Source organism: Bradyrhizobium sp. ORS 375 (assembly GCF_000239775.1).
In the GTDB taxonomy this organism is placed as follows: Bacteria; Pseudomonadota; Alphaproteobacteria; order Rhizobiales; family Xanthobacteraceae; genus Bradyrhizobium.
In genome coordinates, this window is sequence record NZ_CAFI01000268.1 from 1 (window position 1) to 21,079 (window position 21,079).

Sequence of the window (21,079 nt, forward strand, 5' to 3'; positions counted from 1 at the left end):
GTCTCCGCAGACCGTGCTCGTGGAGAGTCCCCTTCACCCGGATTGCACCTGCGATGCAATCCGGCCTCTCCCCGCAGGCGGGGACAGGCTAATCTGAGTTCCAGGCTCTCAGCTCGCAACATCATCACACCCGTCCCAGCGCGAAGCCGCGCGCGATGTAGTTGCGGACGAACCAGATGACGAGCGCGCCGGGGATGATCGTCAGCACGCCGGCGGCGGCGAGCAGGCCCCAGTCCATGCCGGCGGCCGAGACCGTGCGGGTCATGACCGCCGAGATCGGCTTGGCGTCGACCGAGGTCAGCGTACGCGCGAGCAGCAGCTCGACCCAGGAGAACATGAAGCAGAAGAAGGCGGCGACGCCGATGCCGCTGGCGATCAGCGGCACCAGGATCTTCACGAAGAAGCGCGGGAACGAATAACCGTCGAGGAACGCGGTCTCGTCGATCTCGCGCGGCACCGACGACACGAAGCCTTCGAGAATCCACACCGCGAGCGGAATGTTGAAGATGCAGTGAGCGAGCGCCACCGCCCACGGCGTATCGAACAGGCCGATCGCCGAATACAGGTTGAAGAACGGCAGCGCGTACACCGCGGCCGGCGCCATGCGGTTCGACAGCAGCCAGAAGAACAAATGCTTGTCGCCGAGGAAGCGGTAGCGCGAGAACGCATAGGCCGCCGGCAGCGCCACCAGGATCGAGATCACCGTATTGATGATGACATATTTCAGCGAATTGATGTAGCCGGAATACCAGCTCTCATCGGTGAAGATCCTGACGTAATTGGCCAGCGTCGGCTGATGCGGCCAGAGCGTCATCGTCGTGACGATCTCGTTGTTAGTCTTGAAGCTCATGTTGACGAGCCAGTAGATCGGCAACAGCAGGAAGACCAGGAACAGCGAAATGATGAGCCGGCGGCCCGGAATGGTGTTCATCACGCGCCCCCTTCCACCGGCCGGCGCTCGGCGCCGGCATTGGTCATGATGGTGTAGAACACCCAGCACACGATCAGGATGATCAGATTGTAGACCAGCGACAGCGCGGCCGCCTTGCCGAGGTCGAACTGGCCGAGCGCGATCTTGACGAGCTCGATCGAGATGAAGGTCGTCGAATTGCCCGGCCCGCCGCCGGTCACCACGAACGGCTCGGTATAGATCATGAAGCTGTCCATGAAGCGCAGCAGCACGGCGATCAGCAGCACGCGATGCATCTTCGGCAGCTGGATCGCGGTGAAAACCGCCCAGCGCGAGGCGCCATCGATCTGCGCCGCCTGGTAGTAGGCGTCAGGAATCGACTTCAGGCCGGCATAGCACAGCAGTGCCACCAGACTGGTCCAGTGCCAGACGTCCATGACGATAACGGTAAACCAGGCGTCAGCCTCGTTGGAGACGTAGTTGTAATCGAGACCGATGGCGTTGAGCGTGTAGCCGAACAGGCCGATATCGGCGCGGCCGAAAATCTGCCAGATGGTGCCGACCACGTTCCATGGAATCAGCAGCGGCAGCGCCAGCACAACGAGGCAGAACGCCACCGTCCACCCTGCCCGCGGCATCGACAGGGCCACGACGATGCCGAGCGGCACCTCGATGGCCAGGATCGCGAGCGAGAAGATCAGATTGCGGCCGAGCGAAGCCAGGAAGCGGCCGCCAAGGTCGGTCGAGGGATCGAGCAACTCCTTGAACCAGCCGACGCCGTTCCAGAAGAACTGGTTGTTGCCGAAGGTGTCCTGCATCGAATAGTTCACCACCGTCATCAGCGGCAGGATCGCGGAGAACGCGACCAGCAGGAACACCGGCAGCACCAGGAACCAGGCCTTGTTGTTGATGGTCTTGTCCATCACTCAGGCTCCCTCGACCAGACGGCTGTCGGCATAGACATGGACATAGGCCGGATTGAACTTCAGCCCGATCGCCGAGCCCGATGGCGAGAAGCCGGCCGGCAGCCGCGCGGCGAACTTGGCGTCGCCGACGCGAACGCGGGCGAAGCGGATGCGGCCGAGATCGTCGACGCGCTCGATGTTGGCGTCGAGCAGCCCCGGTCCGGGCTGCGCAACGTCGACGAATTCCGGACGCACGCCGATCTCGATCTTGGCGCCGGCCGGCAGCGCATCGTAGCTGCGCGACAGCGCCAGCGTGTGACCGGCAATGCGCGCCTCGCGGCCCTTGACGTCGGCGGAGAGTATGTTCATGCCCGGCGAGCCGATGAAATAACCGACGAAGGTGTGCGCCGGCTTATCGAACAGCTCTGCCGGCGTACCGCTCTGGACGACGCGGCCGTCATGCATGACGACCACGGTGTCGGCGAAGGTCAGCGCCTCGGTCTGGTCGTGGGTGACGTAGATCATCGTGAGGTCGAGCTCGCGATGCAGCGCCTTGAGCTTGGAGCGCAGCTGCCATTTCAGCTCGGGGTCGATCACGGTCAGCGGCTCGTCGAACAGCACGGCGGCAACATCGGAGCGCACCAGGCCGCGGCCGAGCGAGATCTTCTGCTTGGCGTCGGCGGTGAGCCGCGTCGCCTTGCGATTGAGGTCCGGCGTGAGGTCGAGCAGACGCGCGATCTCGGCGACGCGCTTGTCGATCTCGGCCTTGGGCACGCCGCGGTTCTTCAGCGGGAAGGCGAGATTCTCGCCGACCGTCATCGTGTCGTAGATGACCGGAAACTGGAACACCTGCGCGATGTTGCGCTCGCGGGTCGAGCGTTGCGTGATGTCGACGCCATCGAACAGGATCTTGCCGTGCGAGGGCGTCAGGATGCCCGAGATCAGGTTCAAGAGCGTCGTCTTGCCGCAACCGGACGGGCCGAGCAGCGCATAGGCGCCGCCCTGACGCCAGGTCATCGTCACCGGCTTCAGCGCGTAGCTTTCGACGTCGCTGCCATTGCCGTAGGAGTGGGCGAGACCTTCGAGGTCAATGCGGGCCATGCGGCATCTCCCTCAGATCGCCGGCGCCGCGACCAGGCGGTCGCCGGCGTCGAACACGAAGACGTTGGTCGGATCGAGCACGGCATCGAGGATCTCGCCGGGCTCGTATTCATGGACGCCGTGCAGCACGGCGACCCAGTTCATGCCGTCGCGCTTGAGATGCACGAAGCTCTCCGAGCCCGTGATCTCGGTGACCGAGACGGTCGCCGGAAACGCATGGCGGCCATGGCTGCCGTCGCCCTTGGCCAGTCCGAGCTGGTGCGGCCGGAAGCCGACGCGATAGCTGCCATCGGGCAGATCGGCGAACAGGCCGGCCGCCGGCGCCTTGACGCTGCCTGCATATTCGACGCTGTCACCGCGCTTCTCGATCTCGACCGTATTCATCGGCGGATCGGAGAACACCTGGCCGACGCGCAGCGTGTCGGGGCGCCGGTACACCGCTGCGGTGTCGCCTACCTGCAGCGCCTGTCCCTCCCACATGCACACCGTGCGGCCGCCGAGAAGCAGCGCTTCCGACGGCTCTGTCGTGGCATAGACGAAGATCGCGCCCGACGCTTCGAAGATGCGCGGCAGCTCGGCGCGCAGCTCCTCGCGCAGCTTGTAGTCGAGATTGGCGAGCGGCTCGTCGAGCAGCACGAGATCGGCGCCCTTCACCAGCGCCCGCGCGATCGCGGTGCGCTGCTGCTGGCCACCGGAGAGCTGCAGCGGCGTGCGCTTCAGATAGGGCTCGAGCCGGAGCAGCCTGGCTGCCTCCGCCACGCGCTTTTCGATCTCGTCGCGAGGCTTGCCCTGCACCCGCAGCGGCGAGGCGATGTTCTCGTAGACGGTCAGCGAGGGATAGTTGATGAACTGCTGATACACCATCGCGACCGAGCGCTGCCGCACGTCGGCGCCGGTGACGTCCTTGCCATCGACCAGCACGCGGCCGGTGGTCGGCTTGTCCAAGCCGGCGAGCAGCCGCATGATCGAGGTCTTGCCCGACAAGGTCGGGCCGAGCAGCACGCTCAGCGTGCCGCGCTGCAGAGTCAGCGACACGTCGCGAATGGTGGTGACGCCGTCGACGATTCGGGAGACGTGATCGAGCGTGACGCTCATGCGCGTCCTCCCGCCTCGCGCGCCGTCGGGACGGAGCGGTCACGGTTGGCTGTGATCCACGCATCGAGCGCGGCAATCTCAGCCGCCGACATTCGCAACCCCAGCTTCGATCGCCGCCACACGATGTCCTCGGCCGTCAACGCCCACTCGTTCGTCATCAGGTACCTGACTTCGCGCTCCGTCAAGGTGCCACCGAAGTCCTGGCCGAGATCGGCCAAAGATGTCGCACCCGCGAGCATGGTTTGAACCCGCGTGCCATAGGCATGCGCGATCCGCTTCGCATGTGCATCTGACAAGAATGGATAGGTCTTGCGGAGATCCGCGATAACAGCGGCGACCGCCTGCACCTTCATGTCGCCGCCCGGCAGCGGTGCCTTGCCAGTCCACCCCTCCTCCGCTTTCGCGCCCTTGAGATACGGGCCAAGGCGCTCGAGCGCCTCTTCCGACAAGCGACGGTAGGTCGTGATCTTGCCGCCATAGATCGACAGCAGCGGCAGGCCGCCGGGCGTGTCGAGCTCGAAGACGTAGTCGCGCGTCGCTGCCTTGGCCTCGCTGGCGCCGTCGTCATAGAGCGGACGCACGCCGGAATAGCTCCACACCACGTCGGCGGGCGTGACGGGCTTTGCAATATACTCGCCGAGCGCGGCGCAGAGATAGGCGATCTCCTCATCGGTCGCCTTCACCTTGGCCGGATCACCCTGGTAGTCGCGATCGGTGGTACCGATCAGCGTGAAATCCTGCTGATAGGGGATCGCGAAGATGATGCGGCCGTCGGCATTCTGAAAGATGTAGGCGCGGTCGTGATCGTAGAGCTTGCGGACCACGATGTGCGAGCCCTGCACCAGGCGCACCTTCGCTTTCGCATTGACGCCCGCGCCGGTCGAAAGCACCTGCTCGACCCAGGGGCCGGCGGCGTTGACGAGCGCGCGCGCCCTGATGGTCTCGCGCTGGCCCGTCTGGGTGTGCTCGGTCGTGACCAGCCAGACGCCGCCGTCCTGCCGGATCTCGGTCGCGCGGGTGCGCGTGCGGATCTCGGCGCCGCGGTCGGCGGCATCGCGCGCCGTCAACACGACCAGGCGCGCATCGTCCACGAAGCAATCGGAATATTCGAAGCCGGTGGCATAGCGGCCGGAGATCAGCGGACGGCCGACCTCGTCGCTGCGCAGGTTCACCGAGCGCGTCGGCGGCAGCAGCTTGCGGCCGCCGAGATGGTCATAAAGGAACAGGCCGAGGCGCAGCAGCCAGGCCGGACGCAGGCCGGAATGGTGCGGCAAGACGAAACGCAGCGGACGGATGATATGGGGCGCGATCTGCCACAGGATCTCGCGCTCGATCAGCGCCTCGCGCACCAGGCGAAACTCGTAATATTCGAGATAGCGCAGGCCGCCGTGGACGAGCTTGGTGGACCAGGACGAGGTTCCGCTCGCCAAGTCATTCATCTCGCAGAGAAAAACAGAATTTCCGCGTCCGGCCGCATCGCGCGCGATGCCGCAGCCGTTCACGCCGCCTCCGATGATGGCGAGGTCGTAGATCCGCTCCAACAGACGCATCCCCCGGCAACCGCCTTCAGACCGGCGATTTCACTTTCGGTTTCGAGTTAAACACAAACGAAAGTGAAAGCAAATCGAAATTCGCATGTTGGCCCGACATTGGGCAAAACCTGCCCAAACCGGGATCAAACAGCCTCTGGGAATGGCGGAGGGTCAGGCCCGACGCAGCACGGAGGGCGAGGCGGTCTCATTTGCCTCGGCCGCCTCATCCGTCTCGTCCGCCGGCATGGCCGAGACCACCTCGATGCCGCGGCTGTCGCACAGGCTGGCGAGCCCTTTGGGCAAGGGACGATCGGTGACGAAAGTCTGGATCTGGCTCAGATGCGCGATGCGCACCGGCGCGCTGCGGTGGAGCTTGGTGGAATCGGCGACCAGCATGACGCTGCGGGCATTGGCGATGATCGCCTGCGCAACCTGCACCTCGCGATAGTCGAAGTCGAGCAGCGCGCCCTCCTCGTCGATCGCCGACGCGCCGATGATCGCATAGTCGACCTTGAACTGCCCGATCAGCTGCGTCGCCGTCGAGCCGACCACGCCGCCATCGGAGCGCCGCACCGTGCCGCCCGCCACGATCACCTCGATGCGCGGATGCGGATAGAGCAGCATCGCGACGTTGAGGTTGTTGGTGATGACGAGCAGGTCCTGGTGCGAGGTCAGCGCGCTCGCCACCTCCTCGGTCGTGGTGCCGATATTGATGAAGAGCGAGGACCCGTTCGGAATCCGCGCCGCCGCGATCGCGCCGATCGCCTTCTTCTCGTCGGCCGCGACGAAGCGCCGCGCCTCATAAGCGAGATTCTCGACCCCCGAAGCGATGATGGCGCCGCCATGGATCCGCGTCAGCGCGCGCTGCTCGCAGAGATCGTTCAGGTCCTTGCGGATCGTCTGCGCCGACACTTCGAATCGGCGCGACAGGTCCTCCACCATGACGCGGCCGGAGGCGCGGGCGATGTTGAGGATGTCGGTCTGACGTTGAGAGAGAACGGCCATGGCGAGTTTTCGAAACGAGCTGCACCATGGTGATGCTGATCGAGTCAAGGGTCAATCGGCGAACGCCCCAAACGCACCGCAACAATCCCTTCCCCGCCTGTGCACCGCGAGATGGTCGCTGAACGCGACTGGCCGAGGTGGCGGGTTCGGCTCACGCAGCCGCGCTGAGCTCGCCGGTGACGATTCGAAGCGCGGCCCGCTCCGCCTCGCGGGCATTGCGAAACACCTGGCCTTCGAGCGCATTGAAGCGATGCGACGCCGCGAAGAAGCGGAAGCCGCCACGGTCGCGAATCACGATCCCCGCCGCCTGAGAGCTGACCTCGATGATGTAGGTGTCGGACATTGCGAATTCCCGTCATTCATTCCGGGGCTTATAACGGAACGCGGAGGGGAATGTTCCCTGCGGCGCCCGTAGCGTCGGTCCATGCTCTGAGGTCAGCAGGCGATTCTGTCGGCGATATGTTTGATCGATGCTCGCTTGATGATGAGATGTTGCAGAGAGCGAGGTGCCGCAGCGCAAACGCGTTTGTGCTGATATCATCGGGCATAACGACGGCGCGCACGCCTTCTCCACATCAATGCGGGTCGTCCGGGACCAGGGTGGCCTTACGATGCGAGGCGTCGGTTGCGCCGAGCCGGTCGTGATGGTGGCCGAGCAGCTGATAGATCGTGCGGAGATCGCGCAGCACCTCGACATGGTGCTGACGAAACGCGCTCAGCTGAATCTCATAGACCCCGATTCGCCGCTCCGCATGTGACAGCCGCTGCTGCAGCTTCTTGAGGACCTCCAAGGTCAGCTTGTCATCGATGTCCGACATGGACGTACTCCCACCCTGTTCGCGCAACATGCCCCCAGCGTTCCCCACGCGGCGTCGGCCATTTTGTCCGGCCTGTTCTCGCCGTCTCGGCGCGATCCTGGTCGCGCATGCGAGCTCCCAACAAAACCCGCATTGCGGCAGAGACGCGACGCTGCGCAGTTTCACAATCTGAAATTGCAATCATCGTAAACGTAGCGGGCTGCTGCGGGGGTCACATCATCGGCACAGGCGCGTGCGCACGTCATCGTTCACCAGTGACCCGCAATCTCCGTTGAACGCAGACGTGCAGGTGCAGTTCCTCGATCAAGGCTGCGTTATGGCTCGCCGGAATTAACGGAGGTGATTGACGGTCGGAGCGATCGCGTCCGCCGCGATCACGTGGCGGTCCCGCCGTCGCGCTTGATCGGCTGCGGCTTTCCGTCATCGTCGATGGAGACGTAGGTGAAGTTGCCGTCGGTGACGAGGATCGGCTGCTCCTCCCGCCGGCGCAGCACCCAGGCTTCGAGCCGCACGGTCATCGATGTGCGGCCGATGCGCACGAGATGCGCGTAGACCGAGACGAGATCACCGACATACACCGCCTTGCGGAAGTTCATCGCCTCGATCGCAACCGTCACCGTGCGCGACTTCGCCACCTTGGCGGCGAACACGCCGCCGCCGACGTCCATCTGGCTGAGCAGCCAGCCACCGAAGATGTCGCCATTGGCGTTGGTGTCGGCGGGCATCGTCAGGGTGCGGATGCAGAGATCGCCGCGCGGCTCGGTAGGGATGACAGGGACGGTCGGTTCGGTCACGTCAGAAGGTCTCCAGTTGCCGCAGCGTTCAAGTCGCGCTCAGTCCGGCCTGATCATCTCGAACATGTCTTCCGCCTTGATCTCGAAATAGTCGCCGCGGCGGCCGGCGCGCACGATCGGATGCGCCGCTGCGGTCTGGTAGACACCGTCCTTGATCAGAGTCTTGTCGATGTGGACGGCGACGACCTCGCCGAGCGTCAGCCATGCCTGCGCCTTCTTGCCGTCGGCGCCTTGCAGCTGGATGATCTGCGTGACCTTGCACTCGAACGCGACCGGGCTCTCGCCGACGCGCGGCACGTTAACGAACCTGCACGGCACCGGTGTCACCCCGGCGAGCGCGAACTCGTCGACCTCGCGCGCGACATGCGCCGCCGAGGCGTTCATGTGCTTGGCCAGATCGCGCGTCACCAGATTCCAGACGAACTCGCCGGTGTCCTGGATGTTGGCGACCGAATCCTTCCACTGCGTGGAGGAGAAGCCGATGATCGGCGGCGTGTAGTTGAAGGCGTTGAAAAAGCTGTACGGCGCGAGGTTCGCGTTGCCCTTGCCGTCACGTGACGAGATCCAGCCGATCGGGCGCGGCGCGATGATGGCGTTGAAGGGATCGTGCTTGAGGCCGTGGCCGTTCTTAGGTTCGTAGAAGTGCAAGTCGCGTTCGGTCACGCCGTGGTCTCCCTGGGGCACAGTCATTCCGAGGCGCCTCGCGCGACAAAATGGCAAGGCCATTTTGCTCGAGAGAGGCGAACCCGGAATCTCGAGATTCCGGGTTCGATGCTTCGCATCACCCCGGAATGACTGCAACCTAGACCGCAGCGCCCCGCGAACCAAGCCCCGCCAGCACGAAATCGATCATCTCGTCCACGGTCGGGCCCGGCTTGGTCGCGCATTGCGCGATCATCTGCGGATGGAAGAAGCGCATCATCGCGGTGGTCGCGCATTTCGTCGCCAGCACGATGTCGCTGACGGCGAACTCGCCGGAGGCGGCGCCCTGCCCGATCACGCGGCCGATGATCTCGGTGATCAGCAGCATGTGCGCCTCGCAGACCTCCCAGCTCTCCTCCATCGCGACAGCGACCATCTCGTGCAGCTTGTTGTCGCCGACATAGCGCTCGGTGTTCATGCGATGGATGGTGCCGAGCAGCTCGCGCAGCCGCGGCACCGCCGGGCCGGCGCGCCCGGCGATCGCGATCGCCGCCGCCTCGACCTGGCCCATCAGCTCGCGGGCGACGCCCTGGTGAATCGCCTTCTTCGAGTCGAAGAACCGATACACGTTCGCCGGGCTCATGCGGAGCTCCTTGGCGATGTCGGCCACGGTGGTCTTCTGGTAGCCGATCTGCCGAAACAGACGCTCCGCGACGACGAGGATGCGTTCGCGCGTATCAGGTTCGATGTGTTCGGAGACCAGCGTCATCATGCCTGCGATCTTGCTTGTCCTTCATTCGGCGGCCTCGGCGAGCGGAAGGGCCGGTGCCGGTCCATCAACGTGCTGCGCTGCAGAATGATCCTGCGCAGCTGCCCCGCGCTCATCCAGGCTCTTACGGAACCATAGGGCATACAGACCCGGCAAGTACAGCAGCGTCAGGAAGGTTGCAACGAACAAACCGCCCATGATGGTGATCGCCATCGGACCCCAGAACGCCGAGCGCGACAGCGGGATCATAGCCAGGATCGCCGCCAGCGCCGTGAGCACCACCGGGCGGGCGCGGCGCACGGTGGCCTCGATGATCGCCTCGCGCCGGGTCAGGCCGGAGGCGACGTCGTGCTCGATCTGATCGACCAGGATCACGGTGTTGCGCATGATCATGCCGGCCAGCGCGATCAGCCCGAGCAGCGCCACGAAGCCGAAGGGCGCATTGGCAACGTTGAGGCCGAGCGAGGCGCCGATGATGCCGAGCGGCGCCGTCAGGAACACCAGGAACAGGCGCGAGAAGCTCTGCAGCTGGATCATCAGCAGGGTCAGCATCACGATCGTCATCAGCGGGAAGAGCGCGAAGATCGACGCGTTGCCCTTGGCCGATTCCTCGATCGCGCCGCCCATCTCGATGCGGTAGGCCGGGTCGAGCTTGGCCCGGATGTCGGCGAGCTTCGGCCAGATCTGGTTGGTCACGTCGGGCGCCTGCACGCCGTCGGCGACGTCGGCGCGCACCGTGATCGCCATGTCGCGGTTGCGGCGCCACAGGATCGGCTCCTCATGGGCGTACTCGATCTTGGCGATCTGCTGCAGCGGCACCGCGACGCCGTTGCGCGAGGTGATGGTGAGGTCGCCGACGCCTGCGAGATCGAGCCGCTCCGACGACACCGCACGGGCGATGACGCCGACCTTCTCGATGCCGTCGCGGATGGTCGTCACCTGTACGCCGGAGATGAGCATCGCCAGCGACTGCGAGACGTCCTGCGGGGTCAGGCCGAGCGCGCGGGCGCGGTCCTGGTCGACGACGAGCTTGAGATAGGGCGACTGCTCGTTCCAGTCGAGTTGCGGGTCCCTGACGTTCGGATTCTGCCGGACGACGTCGCGCACCTGCCGCGCGATGTCACGCACCACAGCTGTATCCGGGCCGATGACGCGGAACTGCACGGGGAAGCCGACGGGCGGACCGAAGTTGAAGCGGTCGACCCGCACCCGCGCCTCGTTGATCTCGCCATTTGCGGCTGCAGTCTCGATCCTTGCCTTGATGCGCTCGCGCGCGGCGACGTCCTTGGCGACGATGACGATCTCGGCGAAGGCCTCGTTCGGCAGCTGCGGCGAGAGGCCGAGCCAGAAGCGCGGCGAGCCTTGGCCGACATAGGCGGTGAAGGTCTCGATGTCCTTGTCGTCCTTCAGCAGCGCCTCGGCCTTGCGCGCGGCCTTCTCGGTGACGTTGAAGGCGGTGCCCTCCGGCAGCCGCAGCTGCAGGAACAGCTCGGGCCGCTCCGACAGCGGGAAGAACTGCTGCTGGACATGGCCGAAGGCGACGATCGAGGCGGCGAACACGCCGACGGTCGCGGCGACCGTGGTGATGCGATGCGTGACGCACCAGCGCACGACCGCGCGCAGGCCACGATACATCCGCGTGTTGTACACCGCATGCTCGTCATGGCCATGATGCGCCTTCATGTCCGGCAGCAGCTTCACGCCGATATAGGGCGTGAAGATCACCGCGACGAACCATGACGCCACCAGCGCGATGGCGACGATCCAGAAGATGCTGCCGGTGTATTCGCCGACCGCCGAATTGGCGAAGCCGATCGGCAGGAAGCCCGCGGCGGTGACCAGCGTGCCGGTCAGCATCGGGAACGCGGTGGACTCCCAGGCGTAGGATGCGGCGCGGACGCGGTCCCAGCCCTGCTCCATCTTCACCACCATCATCTCGACCGCGATGATGGCGTCGTCGACGAGCAGGCCGAGCGCGATGATCAGCGCACCGAGCGAGATGCGGTGCAGATCGAGCCCCATCGCGCTCATCGCGATGAAGACGATGCCGAGCACCAGCGGCACCGACAGCGCCACCACGATGCCGGTCCGCCATCCCAGTGCCAGGAACGACACGAACAGCACGATGATCAGCGCCTCGACGAAGGAGTGCACGAACTCGCCGACCGCGGTCTCGACCACCTTCGGCTGATCGGCGATCTGCTTCAGGTCGATGCCCTGCGGGACGGCCTTCATGAAATCGTCGGAGGCAGCGTGGACATCCTTGCCGAGCTCGAGGATGTTGGCGCCCTTGGCGGTGACCACGCCGATGCCGAGCGCCGGCTTGCCTTCCTGATGCACCTTGTAGGTCGGCGGATCGACGAAGCCGTGCGTCACGGTGGCGATGTCCCCGAGCCGGAACACGCGGCCATTGCTCTCGACCGGCGTCTCGGCCACAGCCTTGGCGCCGTCGAGCGCGCCGGTCACGCGCAACGGCACGCGCTGCGACGAGGTCTCGACGGTGCCGGCCGGCGTCACGTTGTTCTGCTTGGCGAGCGAATCGAACAGCGCCTGCGGCGTGACGCCGAGCGTCGCCAGTTTGGCGTGGCTGAACTCGACATAGATGCGCTCGTCCTGGGTGCCGTAGAGATTGACCTTGGTGACGCCGTTGACCTTCAACAGGCGCTGGCGCAGGCCCTCGGCGACCTTCTTCAACTGCGCGTAGTCGGCGCCGTCGCCGGTCATCATGAACAGGATGGAATCGACGTCGGAGAACTCGTCATTGACGAACGGCCCCAGCACGCCCGAGGGCAGCGAGGTCTGCGCGTCCGCGAGCTTCTTGCGCAGCAGATAGAACAGGTACGGCACGTCCTTCGGCGGCGTCGAGTCGCGGAAGGTGACCTGCATCGCGGTGAAGGCCGGCTTCGAATAGGTCTGCACCTTCTCGAAATAAGGCAGCTCCTGCAGCTTCTTCTCCAGGGGATCGGCAACCTGGCTCTGCATCTCCGTGGCGGTGGCGCCGGGCCACATCACCGAGACGTTGACCACCTTGACGGTGAAGAACGGATCCTCGGCGCGCCCCAGCCGCTCATAGGAGATGAAGCCGAACAGGCCGAGCGCAACGATCAGGAACAGCACCAGCGGCGGATGACTGACCGCCCAGGCCGACAGGTTGAACCGCTTCATGGCACGCTCCCCGATGATCCGAAGTCGTTAGTTCAGGCCGACAGTCTCAATGATCGTCATTGCGAGCGAAGCGAAGCAATCCAGGAGTCTTTCCGCAGGAGCAGTCTGGATTGCTTCGTCGCTTCGCTCCTCGCAATGACGACCGTATTTGGGTTCCTCATTCCGGGATGGTCCGAAGGACCTGACCCGGAATCTCGAGATTCCGGGTTCGATGCTACGCATCGCCCCGGAACGACGATCGTCAGAACGTCAGCGCCGAGACCACGCGCACCTTCTGCGCGGGGTCGATCTTCTGCACGCCGAGGGCGACGACCTTCTCGCCCTCCTCGACGCCCGCGGTGATCAGCACGTCCTTGCTGTCATAGGCTTTCACCTTGACCGGCTTGAGCGTCACCTCGCCCTTGTCGTTGACGACGTAGAGCGAGGGATCGCGGCCGTCGTTGAATAGGGCCGACAGCGGCAGCCGCGCCACGCGCGTCGTCGCGGGATCCGACAAGGTTAGCGTGGCGGTCATGCCGAGCGACACCGCGTCGTTGGCGTCCGGCAGCGAGAATTTGGCGAGATAGGTCCGCGTCGCAGGATCGGCGGCGGGCGCGATCTCGCGCAGCCGCGCCGTGTAGGTCTTGCCGGCCTCCGACCACAGCGACACGGTCGCGACGCCGGTCTTGGCGCGGTCGAGCAAGGTCTCAGGAATGGCGACCACCGCTTCCTTCTCGGCAAAGCGCGCGACACGGATGGCGGCCTGACCGGCGGCGACCACCACGCCGGGCTCGATCATGCTTGCCGTGACGACGCCGCGCGCATCGGAGACCAGGGTCGCGTAGGACAGCGAATTGCGCGTCAGCTCAACCGAGCGCTCGGCGCGGTTGAGCCGCGCGCGGGCCTCGTCGGCCGAGGCCTTGGCCTGGTCCATCTGCGCATCCGTGGTCCAGCCCTTTGCGCGCAATTCCTTCGCCCGGGTCTCGGCCGCGGACGCCTGCGCCAGCACGCCGGTGGCGGCGCGGAATTCGGCCTCGGCCTGCTCGGCCTGCAGCTTCAGATCGACCTCGTCGAGCGTGGCGAGCGGCTGGCCGACCTCGACGGTCTGGCCGACCTCGACGAGGCGCTTGGCGACCTTGCCGGCGACGCGGAAGCCGATGTCGGCCTCGATCCGGGGCCGGATGGTGCCGACGAAGCTGCGCTCCGGCGTCTCGGCTTCGTAGTGGACGGAGGCGACCAGAACCGGCCGGATCGGCTCGGCCTTCTGGGCGACAGTTTCATTGCACCCGGCCAGAGCGGCGGCCATGGTGGCCAGCGCGATGCCGGTCAACAGCTTGGAATAGCTCGCGAAAATCAGGCGGATCAACATCGGACACCCCTTGCTGCGATTGCGTTCGAGTGTCGATTGATTGCTGACGATTGTCAATAATCGTCAGTGATCATCACTTCGTGACTGTTAAGACATCTTGCCGCAGGTGCTCAGGTGAAAGGGCAAATCGCGATTGACGGGAGTGTCCGTCACCCGCGTCGTCATTCCGGGGCGACCGCGCCAGCGGTCGAACCCGGAATCTCGAGCTTGGTTTGCACCACAACGACTCATCTCGGGATTCCGGGTTCGGTCGCTTTCGCGACCGCCCCGGAATGACGGCGCCTGGTCCCAACGCACGGTATCCGCAGTGCGGATCACCGCAGGGACTCCGGGGACAGGTGAGATCTCGGTCGGCGGGAGTGTCCGTCACCCGCGTCGTCATTCCGGGGCGACCGCGCCAGCGGTCGAACCCGGAATCTCGAGCTTGGTTTGCACCACAACGACTCATCTCGGGATTCCGGGTTCGGTCGCTTTCGCGACCGCCACGGAATGACGGCGCCTGGTCCCAACGCACGGTGCCCGCAGTGCGGATCACCGCAAAGCGCTCACTCCGCCGGCGCTTGGCCGGCGAACTCCACCTTGCTCTCATGGCCGCCGAAGAACACCAGAAGCCCGGCGATCAGCGGCAGCGCCGACAGCGCGAGCAGGCCATGCGTGGTCGATCCGGTCGTGTCCTTGATCCAGCCGACCAGATAGGGACCGCCGAAGCCGGCGAGATTGCCGATCGAGTTGATCAACGCGATCGCGCCGGCGGCGGCCGTGCCCGACAGCCAGGCTGTCGGCAAGGTCCAGAACACGCCGAAGACACAGAACACGCCGATCGCGGCGACGGTCAGCGCGACCATGGTCAGCGTGGGATCACCGATCATGCTCGATGCCGCCAGCGCCACCGCGATCAGGATCAAGGGCGCGCCGACATGCACAACGCGCTCGCGCGTCGCATCGGAATGCCGCGCCCAGAGGATCATCGCGACGGTGCCGAACGCATAGGGAATCGCGGTCACGAAGCCGGTCTGCACATTGGTCAGGCCGAACGCCTTGACGATCTGCGGCAGCCAGAACTGCATGCCGTAGAGCGCGCCGACGAAGCCGAAATAGATCAGGCTGAGCACGATCACCTTCGGCGACGACAGCGCCTCGCCGAGCGTCATGTGTCCCGCCGCCTGCTTGGCCGCGGTCTCAGCCTCGAGCTTCGCGGCGAGCCAGGCTTTCTGCTCCGCCGTCAGCCAAGCCGCATGCTCCGGCCGGTCGGTCAGATAGAACCAGGTGACGACACCGAGGATCATCGAGGGGATGCCCTCGATGATGAACAGCCACTGCCAGCCCTGCAGCCCCAACAGGCCATGCATGCCGAGCAGCAGGCCCGACACCGGTGCGCCGATCACCGTCGAGATCGGCACGGCCACCGCGAACGCGGCGAGGAAACGCGCACGATACTGTGCCGGGTACCAATAGGTCAGATAGAGAATGATGCCGGGGAAGAAGCCGGCTTCGGCCACGCCAAGCAGGAAGCGCAGCGCATAGAAGCTCCAGGGTCCGGAGACCAGCGCCATCAGCGCCGAGATGATGCCCCAGGTCACCATGATGCGCGCGATCCAGCGGCTGGCGCCAAACCTCTCCAGCGCCAGATTGCTCGGCACCTCGAAGATGAAATAGCCGATGAAGAAGATGCCGGCGCCCCAGGCGAACACCAGCGGCGAGAATTTCAGCTCGGCGTTCATCGTCAACGCGGCGAAGCCGAGATTGACGCGGTCGAGATAGGAGAAGAAATAGGCGAGCACCAGGAACGGAATCAGCCGCCAGGAGATCGCGCGGATGGTTGCGGCCTCGATGTCGGAGCGGCTTGGCGCGGCGGGATTGTTGGCGGACGGGCTCATCGATCTCCTCCCCCGGAGCATTGCAGGATTTGGTAGTTGAGGGGCGGTGTTGAGCATCGGCGATGGCAAGTCAATCGGAAAACCTGAAATCCCACAGCCCGTCGGCGCATCGGCGGGGCGCGGCGCGCGCATGACGACATCACATGGCCCCTCGTTTGAATCGCGCTGACTCGACACGCTCCGCTGTCGTCCCGGCTTTGAACCGGGACCCGCGCTCGCAGGGAGGGTTTGAGGCAAATGGTCGTTAGCCTATCGCCCATCATGCTGGGTAGGCACCGCCGCACGGCGTTGGCGCTCCTGGCGGCGCTGATCGTGATCGCGCTCGGGCTCGCGCTGCGCTTCTACGGCCTGGGCCTCGGCCTTTCCGCCTTCATCGTCAAGTACGGCGGTTCCATCCTCTGGGCGACAATGGTGTACATGCTGATGGTCGCGCTGCTGCCGCTACTGCCATGGCGGAAGGTCGGGACGCTCGCAATCGCCATTGCCGTAATCGTCGAGGCCAGCCGGCTGATCCACGCGCCCTGGCTGGACAGCTTCCGCCTGACACTCGCCGGCGCGCTGCTGCTCGGGCGGATCTTCTCGCTGTGGAACATCGTGGCCTATGCGATCGGCATCCTGATCGGCATCTCGATCGACCGCACGCTCCTCGCTGTCGTGTCCACGCAGTGCCGGGAGCGTCAGTCTCCCAGCTGAAACCGTTGGAAGCGATGCAGCTCGTCCTCGATGATCCGCTTCAGCGCCTTGCGCTGATCACCGCGTGCCGCCTTGCCTGCACCGACCCAGCTCCATTTCTGCATCAGCAGCTTGCCGTTCTGCCGGTCGGTCTTCAGATCGAGCGCCGCGACGATCTGCTCGCCGACCAGCACCGGCAGCGCGAAATAGCCGAACAGCCGCTTGTCCTTCGGCACATAGGCCTCGAAGCGATGGTCATAGTCGAAGATCGCCTGCGTCCGCTTGCGCTGGATGATCAGCGGATCGAACGGCGACAGGATGTGCACGCGCGCGGGGTCGATCTCGATCACCTCCTCCAGCGCAGCCGGCATGGCCCAGTGCTCCTGCTTGCCGGCGCCCTCGAGCGCGACCGGCACCAGCTCGCCGCGCCGCGCGCGGGCTTCGATCACCTTGCGCACGTCCGCCTTGCGCGGCGCGTTGAGATGGCAGAGCGAGTCCAAGCTGACGAGGCCTTGGGCGCGCAGGCCGCGATCGAGCAGATAGGCCGCGATCTCGCGCTCGGTGGCGCCCTTCGGCAGTCTCTCCCAGCCGAAATGCCGCGTGGTGAGGTCGTAGGTCTTGAGCATGCCGTCGCGACCTGAGACCGTCAGCACGCCCTCGTAGAAGCCGAGCTGCAGCGCGCGCTTCGACGGCTTGCGGCTCGCCCAGGCGTGGTCCTTCTCTCTCAGCTCGTCGTCATCGATATCGCGGATCGTCAGCGCGCCGCCCTGCCGGATCAGCCGCATGACCTTGCGGCTGTCCTCGGGTTTCACCGTCGTGAGCCAGCGATGGCCTTCGCGGCGATAGCGGCGCATCGCCGGTACGTAATAGCGGAAGTCCTGCACCGGCACATAGGACAGCGCGTGAGTCCAATATTCGAAGACCGTCTTGTCCCCGCTCTGCGCCTGCTTCAGATCAGCGCGCCGATAGGCCGGGATGCGGCTGAACAGGATGTGGTGATGGCAGCGCTCGATCACGTTGATGGTGTCGATCTGCACATAGCCGAGATGCGCAACCGCTGCGGCGACGGCCTCAGGCCCAGCGCCGAACGGCGCCTCCTGGTCGAGACGCTGGGCGCGCAGCCAGAGGCGGCGCGCGGCGGCCTTGGACAATGCAATGGGAACGGCAGGCATGACCGGACGATCGTGCGAGATTCGGCCAACCTCCCGCAACCGCAATCGCTGCGGCGAGATCCGGGCGCGGAACTTACTGCTTCGCCTTATCCGGGATGCTGCCGGTCGCGATCTCCGTCTTGCAGCTGGCCCGGCCGGGGTCCGGTGCGCGACATTTGTAGACGCGGCCGGTCAGGCGGTCGACCAGCCAGGCCGTATCCTCCGATGGACTTTCGAGACCGACATAGCGATTGCCGACCGCGCCGATCAGCGTCGACAGCAGGATGGACGCCGCGATGATGCCCGCCCCGATCAGGGTCGACATGGAACCGGTGGATCCCGATGAATCCTGACTGCCCGTCCGGTGGGACTGGTAGTCGCGCCTGGGTGATGAGTTGAACAATGCCGTGCTTTTCTGTTGGCGTTTCTTGACTTCAATCGCTAGTTGCCCGCCTCGCTTCCCCGGTTTGCGATTTTTTTCCAGCGATGGATATCCGGTAGAACCGCATCTGGCCGATTTGTTGTTCGCGGACCGGCCGAGCGCTGAAGGCTTTGCGAGGACCTCGCAGCAGGTGGAGCGCCGTCGGAGGGGCCCCGTGGGGGTCGTGACCTTCGTCACATTCGAAAGCTTTGAACCGGATTTATCGTCCAAGCATCCAATGGCCATGAGCCACGACCATCCGAGGATGACGACGATGACCCGATATTTTGACCGTTTTGCACTCCGGGCGGCGGCGTTGACCGCCGTGCTGACGATCGGCGCCGGTGCCGCACTGGCCGGCGAGGCCGTGTCGGCCGACCAGATCCTGAACGCGCTGAAGCCGAAATCGGTCACGCGCGGCATCACTGTCGGCCCGCAGTCGGCCCCGCAGGTCGACGCGGCAGCGCAGGCCAAGCAGGCGGCGCTGCTCGACAGCGTGCGCAACCGCAAGACCCGGTCGCTGTCGCTCGGCGAGCGCGAGCAGATCGCCGAGCTCGCCGCGACCAAGCCGAAGATCGATCTCGAGATCCAGTTCGACTACAACTCGGCCGAGATCAGCAAGGGCTCGATGCAGGCGGTGCAGGAGCTCGGCAAGGCGCTGTCCGATCCGAACCTGAAGGGCTCGACCTTCGTCGTCGCCGGCCACACCGACGGCATCGGCGGCGACAGCTTCAACCAGGATCTGTCCGAGCGCCGCGCCGACACCATCAAGCGCTATCTGGTCGAGAAGTACGGCCTCACCGGCCAGGACCTCGTCACCGTCGGCTATGGCAAGACCAAGCTGAAGGACGCCGCCAACCCGGCCGACCCGCTCAACCGTCGCGTCCAGGTCGTCAACATGGACACCAAGACCGCGGCGGCGAAATAGAGGTCACGGCGTGTCCAGCACCTCGCGGATCTTGGTGCTGAGCATGGTCCGGTTGACCGGCTTCTGCAGCAGCGCAACGCCGGGATCCAGCCGTCCCTGATGGACGATGGCGTTGCGCGAATAGCCTGTCATGAACAGCACCTTCAGCGTCGGGCGGGTGACGCGCAGATCATCCGCCAGCTGCCGTCCGTTCATGCCGGGCATGACGATGTCGGTGAGCAAGAGATCGACGTCCAGCGGCTCGCGCGCGAGCAAGGCCAGCGCGGCAGGACCATCGGGCGCCTCATGCACGGCATAGCCGAGCTCCGCCAAGGTCTCGGCGATATAGCTACGCACCTCCGGCTCGTCCTCGACGACGAGCACCGTCTCGCTGCCGCGGCTGCCGACCACGGCGGCCCGGCTCTCCGGCGCATCGGCCGCGGCATGATGCGCGCGCGGCAGATAGATCTTCACCGTCGTGCCCTCGCCCACCTCGCTGTAGATATTCACGTGGCCGCCGGACTGCTTGACGAAGCCATAGACCTGGCTGAGACCGAGGCCGGTGCCCTGCCCCGGTTCCTTGGTGGTGAAGAACGGATCGAACGCCTTGTCCAGCACCTCACGCGGCATGCCGGTGCCGGTGTCGGTGATCGCGATCTGGACGTATTGACCGACGGCGAGATCGCCATGCTGCCGCGCATAGGCTTCGTCAATGAAGCTGTTCGAGGTCTCGATGGTCAGCTTGCCCTGGCCGCGCATGGCGTCCTTGGCGTTGACGACGAGGTTGAGGATCGCGGCCTCCATCTGGCTCGGATCGACCTCGACCTGCCACAGGCCCGCGGCCTCGACGACCTCGACGCTGATCGTCTCGCCGAGGGTTCGGCGGAAGAAGTCGGACATGCCCGCGAGCAGCTTATTGACGTTGGTCAGCCGGGGATCGAGCGGCTGGCGGCGCGCGAAGGCGAGCAGCCGCTGGGTCAGGGTCGCGGCGCGCTGGGCGCCGCTGGCGGCCTGCGCGATGGCGCGTCCCAGACGATGGCGCGCGGCATCGCCATGCGCGCGCAGGCTGCGCTCGGCGATCTCGAGATTGCCGCTGATGATGGTGAGAAGATTGTTGAAGTCATGCGCGACGCCACCGGTCAGCTGACCGACCGCTTCCATCTTCTGGGCATGGCGCAGCATGTCCTCCGCCTCGCGCCGCTGCCGGCTCTCGACGACGAGCGCCGCCTCGGCCGCGCGCAGCTGCGCTGGCGACGGGATCGCCAGGATCTTCGGCAGCAGCGGCCAGAGGATGCCCGCGGTCAGGATCGAGGCCAGCGCCGTCGCCGCCTTCACCAGGCCTTCGATGCCGTAGATCGGAACCCACAGCGTGATGATCGACAGCACATGCGTCACGCCGCAGGCCATGATGAAGCCCGCGAAGGCCCAGAACAGGAACCCGAAATCGACATCCCGCCGCTTGGAGACGAACAGCGTGAGCACCACGGGGATGGAGAAGTAGGCTGCCGCGATCACGGCGTCGGACGCGACATGCAGCCAGATCAGCTCGGGGTCCCACAACAGACAGATGCCGTGCGGAGACAAGGTCGACGAATCGAACAGCCGCTGCAACCACCCCAACATCGAGTCGTGCTCCCCCCAACCTGCTTTTCGAAGCGGAGCGAAACTGGCGGCGCGGACTCATCTCGTCAAGCAACAGGAGATATGGAACCGGATGGAACCTGATCGTTCCGCTGGAACTCAGATCCAGCTCTGGAACAGCATCAGCCGGGTGAAGGTGCTCATCGTCGTGCCGATGAAGGCGGCGCTGACCGGAAGCATCACGACGAAGCCAAGGGCCGCGACCGCGACGTAGGCCCACAGCGCCCAGCGCGGCCAGCGCAACAGGACGTGGACGAGCGCCAGGCTCGCCAGCGTCGCCGACGGCAGATAGTAGTAGAGAAAGCTCAGCGCGCGCGGCAGCAGCG

General features: G+C 65.3%; 19 protein-coding genes and 1 pseudogene. 2 read left to right on the forward strand and 18 right to left on the reverse strand.

The genetic code is table 11. From position 1 onward, the window contains the following. Positions 1–124 precede the first annotated feature (124 nt). The 14 genes from BRAO375_RS19585 to BRAO375_RS19650 form a co-directional block, all read right to left on the reverse strand. On the reverse strand, positions 125–931 hold the full coding sequence (locus BRAO375_RS19585) for a carbohydrate ABC transporter permease (protein WP_009029177.1): 807 nt from the start codon (positions 929–931) through the stop codon (positions 125–127). After that, positions 931–1,833: a carbohydrate ABC transporter permease gene (locus tag BRAO375_RS19590; RefSeq protein WP_009029178.1), complete on the reverse strand. Its 903-nt coding sequence runs from the start codon at positions 1,831–1,833 to the stop codon at positions 931–933. Before BRAO375_RS19590 ends, BRAO375_RS19585 begins: the two co-directional genes overlap by 1 nt. Positions 1,834–1,836: 3 nt before the next feature. Then, on the reverse strand, positions 1,837–2,916 hold the full coding sequence (locus tag BRAO375_RS19595) for an ABC transporter ATP-binding protein (protein WP_009029179.1): 1,080 nt from the start codon (positions 2,914–2,916) through the stop codon (positions 1,837–1,839). A 12-nt stretch (positions 2,917–2,928) separates the two neighbouring features. After that, complete coding sequence (locus BRAO375_RS19600) at positions 2,929–4,011, reverse strand: ABC transporter ATP-binding protein (protein ID WP_009029180.1); 1,083 nt, start codon at positions 4,009–4,011, stop codon at positions 2,929–2,931. Further along, positions 4,008–5,561, reverse strand: coding sequence for a glycerol-3-phosphate dehydrogenase (gene glpD / locus BRAO375_RS19605; RefSeq protein ID WP_035641325.1), 1,554 nt, complete (start codon positions 5,559–5,561; stop codon positions 4,008–4,010). The genes BRAO375_RS19600 and glpD overlap by 4 nt, the downstream gene beginning before the upstream one ends. 153 nt (positions 5,562–5,714) lie before the next feature. Continuing rightward, positions 5,715–6,548, reverse strand: a complete 834-nt coding sequence (locus tag BRAO375_RS19610) for a DeoR/GlpR family DNA-binding transcription regulator (RefSeq protein ID WP_009029182.1) — start codon at positions 6,546–6,548, stop codon at positions 5,715–5,717. A 151-nt stretch (positions 6,549–6,699) separates the two neighbouring features. Further along, positions 6,700–6,891: a hypothetical protein gene (locus BRAO375_RS19615; RefSeq protein ID WP_009029183.1), complete on the reverse strand. Its 192-nt coding sequence runs from the start codon at positions 6,889–6,891 to the stop codon at positions 6,700–6,702. A gap of 232 nt (positions 6,892–7,123) precedes the next feature. After that, the gene (locus BRAO375_RS19620; protein ID WP_009029184.1) at positions 7,124–7,366 is read right to left on the reverse strand and encodes a hypothetical protein; all 243 of its coding nucleotides are present in this window, start codon (positions 7,364–7,366) and stop codon (positions 7,124–7,126) included. A gap of 374 nt (positions 7,367–7,740) precedes the next feature. Continuing rightward, positions 7,741–8,160, reverse strand: coding sequence for an acyl-CoA thioesterase (locus BRAO375_RS19625; protein ID WP_009029185.1), 420 nt, complete (start codon positions 8,158–8,160; stop codon positions 7,741–7,743). A gap of 39 nt (positions 8,161–8,199) precedes the next feature. Beyond that, positions 8,200–8,823 carry a flavin reductase family protein gene (locus BRAO375_RS19630; RefSeq protein ID WP_009029186.1) on the reverse strand — a complete coding sequence of 208 codons (624 nt, stop codon included), beginning with the start codon at positions 8,821–8,823 and terminating at the stop codon, positions 8,200–8,202. Between the two features lie 139 nt (positions 8,824–8,962). Then, positions 8,963–9,571: a TetR/AcrR family transcriptional regulator gene (locus BRAO375_RS19635; protein ID WP_035641334.1), complete on the reverse strand. Its 609-nt coding sequence runs from the start codon at positions 9,569–9,571 to the stop codon at positions 8,963–8,965. A 24-nt stretch (positions 9,572–9,595) separates the two neighbouring features. Further along, entirely contained in the window at positions 9,596–12,736 is a 3,141-nt protein-coding gene (locus BRAO375_RS19640) for an efflux RND transporter permease subunit (protein WP_009029188.1), read from the reverse strand. Between the two features lie 241 nt (positions 12,737–12,977). Continuing rightward, positions 12,978–14,084, reverse strand: coding sequence for an efflux RND transporter periplasmic adaptor subunit (locus tag BRAO375_RS19645; RefSeq protein ID WP_009029189.1), 1,107 nt, complete (start codon positions 14,082–14,084; stop codon positions 12,978–12,980). Positions 14,085–14,629: 545 nt separating this feature from the next. Next, entirely contained in the window at positions 14,630–15,961 is a 1,332-nt protein-coding gene (locus BRAO375_RS19650; protein WP_009029190.1) for an MFS transporter, read from the reverse strand. A 237-nt stretch (positions 15,962–16,198) separates the two neighbouring features. On the opposite strand from BRAO375_RS19650, the gene BRAO375_RS19655 reads away from it, so the two are divergent. Beyond that, positions 16,199–16,654 carry a ribosomal maturation YjgA family protein gene (locus tag BRAO375_RS19655; protein ID WP_502688930.1) on the forward strand — a complete coding sequence of 152 codons (456 nt, stop codon included), beginning with the start codon at positions 16,199–16,201 and terminating at the stop codon, positions 16,652–16,654. Here BRAO375_RS19655 and BRAO375_RS19660 read toward each other — a convergent pair. Both BRAO375_RS19660 and BRAO375_RS19665 read right to left on the reverse strand, forming a co-directional pair. Next, positions 16,639–17,805 carry a winged helix-turn-helix domain-containing protein gene (locus tag BRAO375_RS19660; protein WP_009029192.1) on the reverse strand — a complete coding sequence of 389 codons (1,167 nt, stop codon included), beginning with the start codon at positions 17,803–17,805 and terminating at the stop codon, positions 16,639–16,641. The genes BRAO375_RS19655 and BRAO375_RS19660 overlap by 16 nt on opposite strands. A gap of 73 nt (positions 17,806–17,878) precedes the next feature. After that, a complete protein-coding gene (locus tag BRAO375_RS19665) occupies positions 17,879–18,109 on the reverse strand; it encodes a hypothetical protein (protein ID WP_009029193.1) in 231 nt (76 codons plus the stop codon). A 370-nt stretch (positions 18,110–18,479) separates the two neighbouring features. Here BRAO375_RS19665 and BRAO375_RS19670 point away from each other — a divergent pair, with 370 nt between their 5' ends. Continuing rightward, positions 18,480–19,133: an OmpA family protein gene (locus BRAO375_RS19670; protein WP_009029194.1), complete on the forward strand. Its 654-nt coding sequence runs from the start codon at positions 18,480–18,482 to the stop codon at positions 19,131–19,133. A 3-nt stretch (positions 19,134–19,136) separates the two neighbouring features. Here BRAO375_RS19670 and BRAO375_RS19675 read toward each other — a convergent pair whose 3' ends face one another. Continuing rightward, positions 19,137–20,735, reverse strand: coding sequence for an ATP-binding protein (locus tag BRAO375_RS19675; RefSeq protein ID WP_009029195.1), 1,599 nt, complete (start codon positions 20,733–20,735; stop codon positions 19,137–19,139). 117 nt (positions 20,736–20,852) lie between these two features. Further along, positions 20,853–21,079 (reverse strand): annotated as a pseudogene (locus BRAO375_RS19680) (phospholipid carrier-dependent glycosyltransferase); the annotation flags it as partial.

Bases quoted from the DNA above. Each gene is read 5' to 3' on its own strand.
- BRAO375_RS19585 (WP_009029177.1), bottom strand. From the start codon at position 931: ATGAACACCATTCCGGGCCGCCGGCTCATCATTTCGCTGTTCCTGGTC.
- BRAO375_RS19590 (WP_009029178.1), bottom strand. From the start codon at position 1,833: ATGGACAAGACCATCAACAACAAGGCCTGGTTCCTGGTGCTGCCGGTG.
- BRAO375_RS19595 (WP_009029179.1), bottom strand. From the start codon at position 2,916: ATGGCCCGCATTGACCTCGAAGGTCTCGCCCACTCCTACGGCAATGGC.
- BRAO375_RS19600 (WP_009029180.1), bottom strand. From the start codon at position 4,011: ATGAGCGTCACGCTCGATCACGTCTCCCGAATCGTCGACGGCGTCACC.
- glpD (WP_035641325.1), bottom strand. From the start codon at position 5,561: ATGCGTCTGTTGGAGCGGATCTACGACCTCGCCATCATCGGAGGCGGC.
- BRAO375_RS19610 (WP_009029182.1), bottom strand. From the start codon at position 6,548: ATGGCCGTTCTCTCTCAACGTCAGACCGACATCCTCAACATCGCCCGC.
- BRAO375_RS19615 (WP_009029183.1), bottom strand. From the start codon at position 6,891: ATGTCCGACACCTACATCATCGAGGTCAGCTCTCAGGCGGCGGGGATC.
- BRAO375_RS19620 (WP_009029184.1), bottom strand. From the start codon at position 7,366: ATGTCGGACATCGATGACAAGCTGACCTTGGAGGTCCTCAAGAAGCTG.
- BRAO375_RS19635 (WP_035641334.1), bottom strand. From the start codon at position 9,571: ATGACGCTGGTCTCCGAACACATCGAACCTGATACGCGCGAACGCATC.
- BRAO375_RS19640 (WP_009029188.1), bottom strand. From the start codon at position 12,736: ATGAAGCGGTTCAACCTGTCGGCCTGGGCGGTCAGTCATCCGCCGCTG.
- BRAO375_RS19645 (WP_009029189.1), bottom strand. From the start codon at position 14,084: ATGTTGATCCGCCTGATTTTCGCGAGCTATTCCAAGCTGTTGACCGGC.
- BRAO375_RS19650 (WP_009029190.1), bottom strand. From the start codon at position 15,961: ATGAGCCCGTCCGCCAACAATCCCGCCGCGCCAAGCCGCTCCGACATC.
- BRAO375_RS19655 (WP_502688930.1), top strand. From the start codon at position 16,199: ATGGTCGTTAGCCTATCGCCCATCATGCTGGGTAGGCACCGCCGCACG.
- BRAO375_RS19660 (WP_009029192.1), bottom strand. From the start codon at position 17,805: ATGCCTGCCGTTCCCATTGCATTGTCCAAGGCCGCCGCGCGCCGCCTC.
- BRAO375_RS19665 (WP_009029193.1), bottom strand. From the start codon at position 18,109: ATGTCGACCCTGATCGGGGCGGGCATCATCGCGGCGTCCATCCTGCTG.
- BRAO375_RS19670 (WP_009029194.1), top strand. From the start codon at position 18,480: ATGACCCGATATTTTGACCGTTTTGCACTCCGGGCGGCGGCGTTGACC.
- BRAO375_RS19675 (WP_009029195.1), bottom strand. From the start codon at position 20,735: ATGTTGGGGTGGTTGCAGCGGCTGTTCGATTCGTCGACCTTGTCTCCG.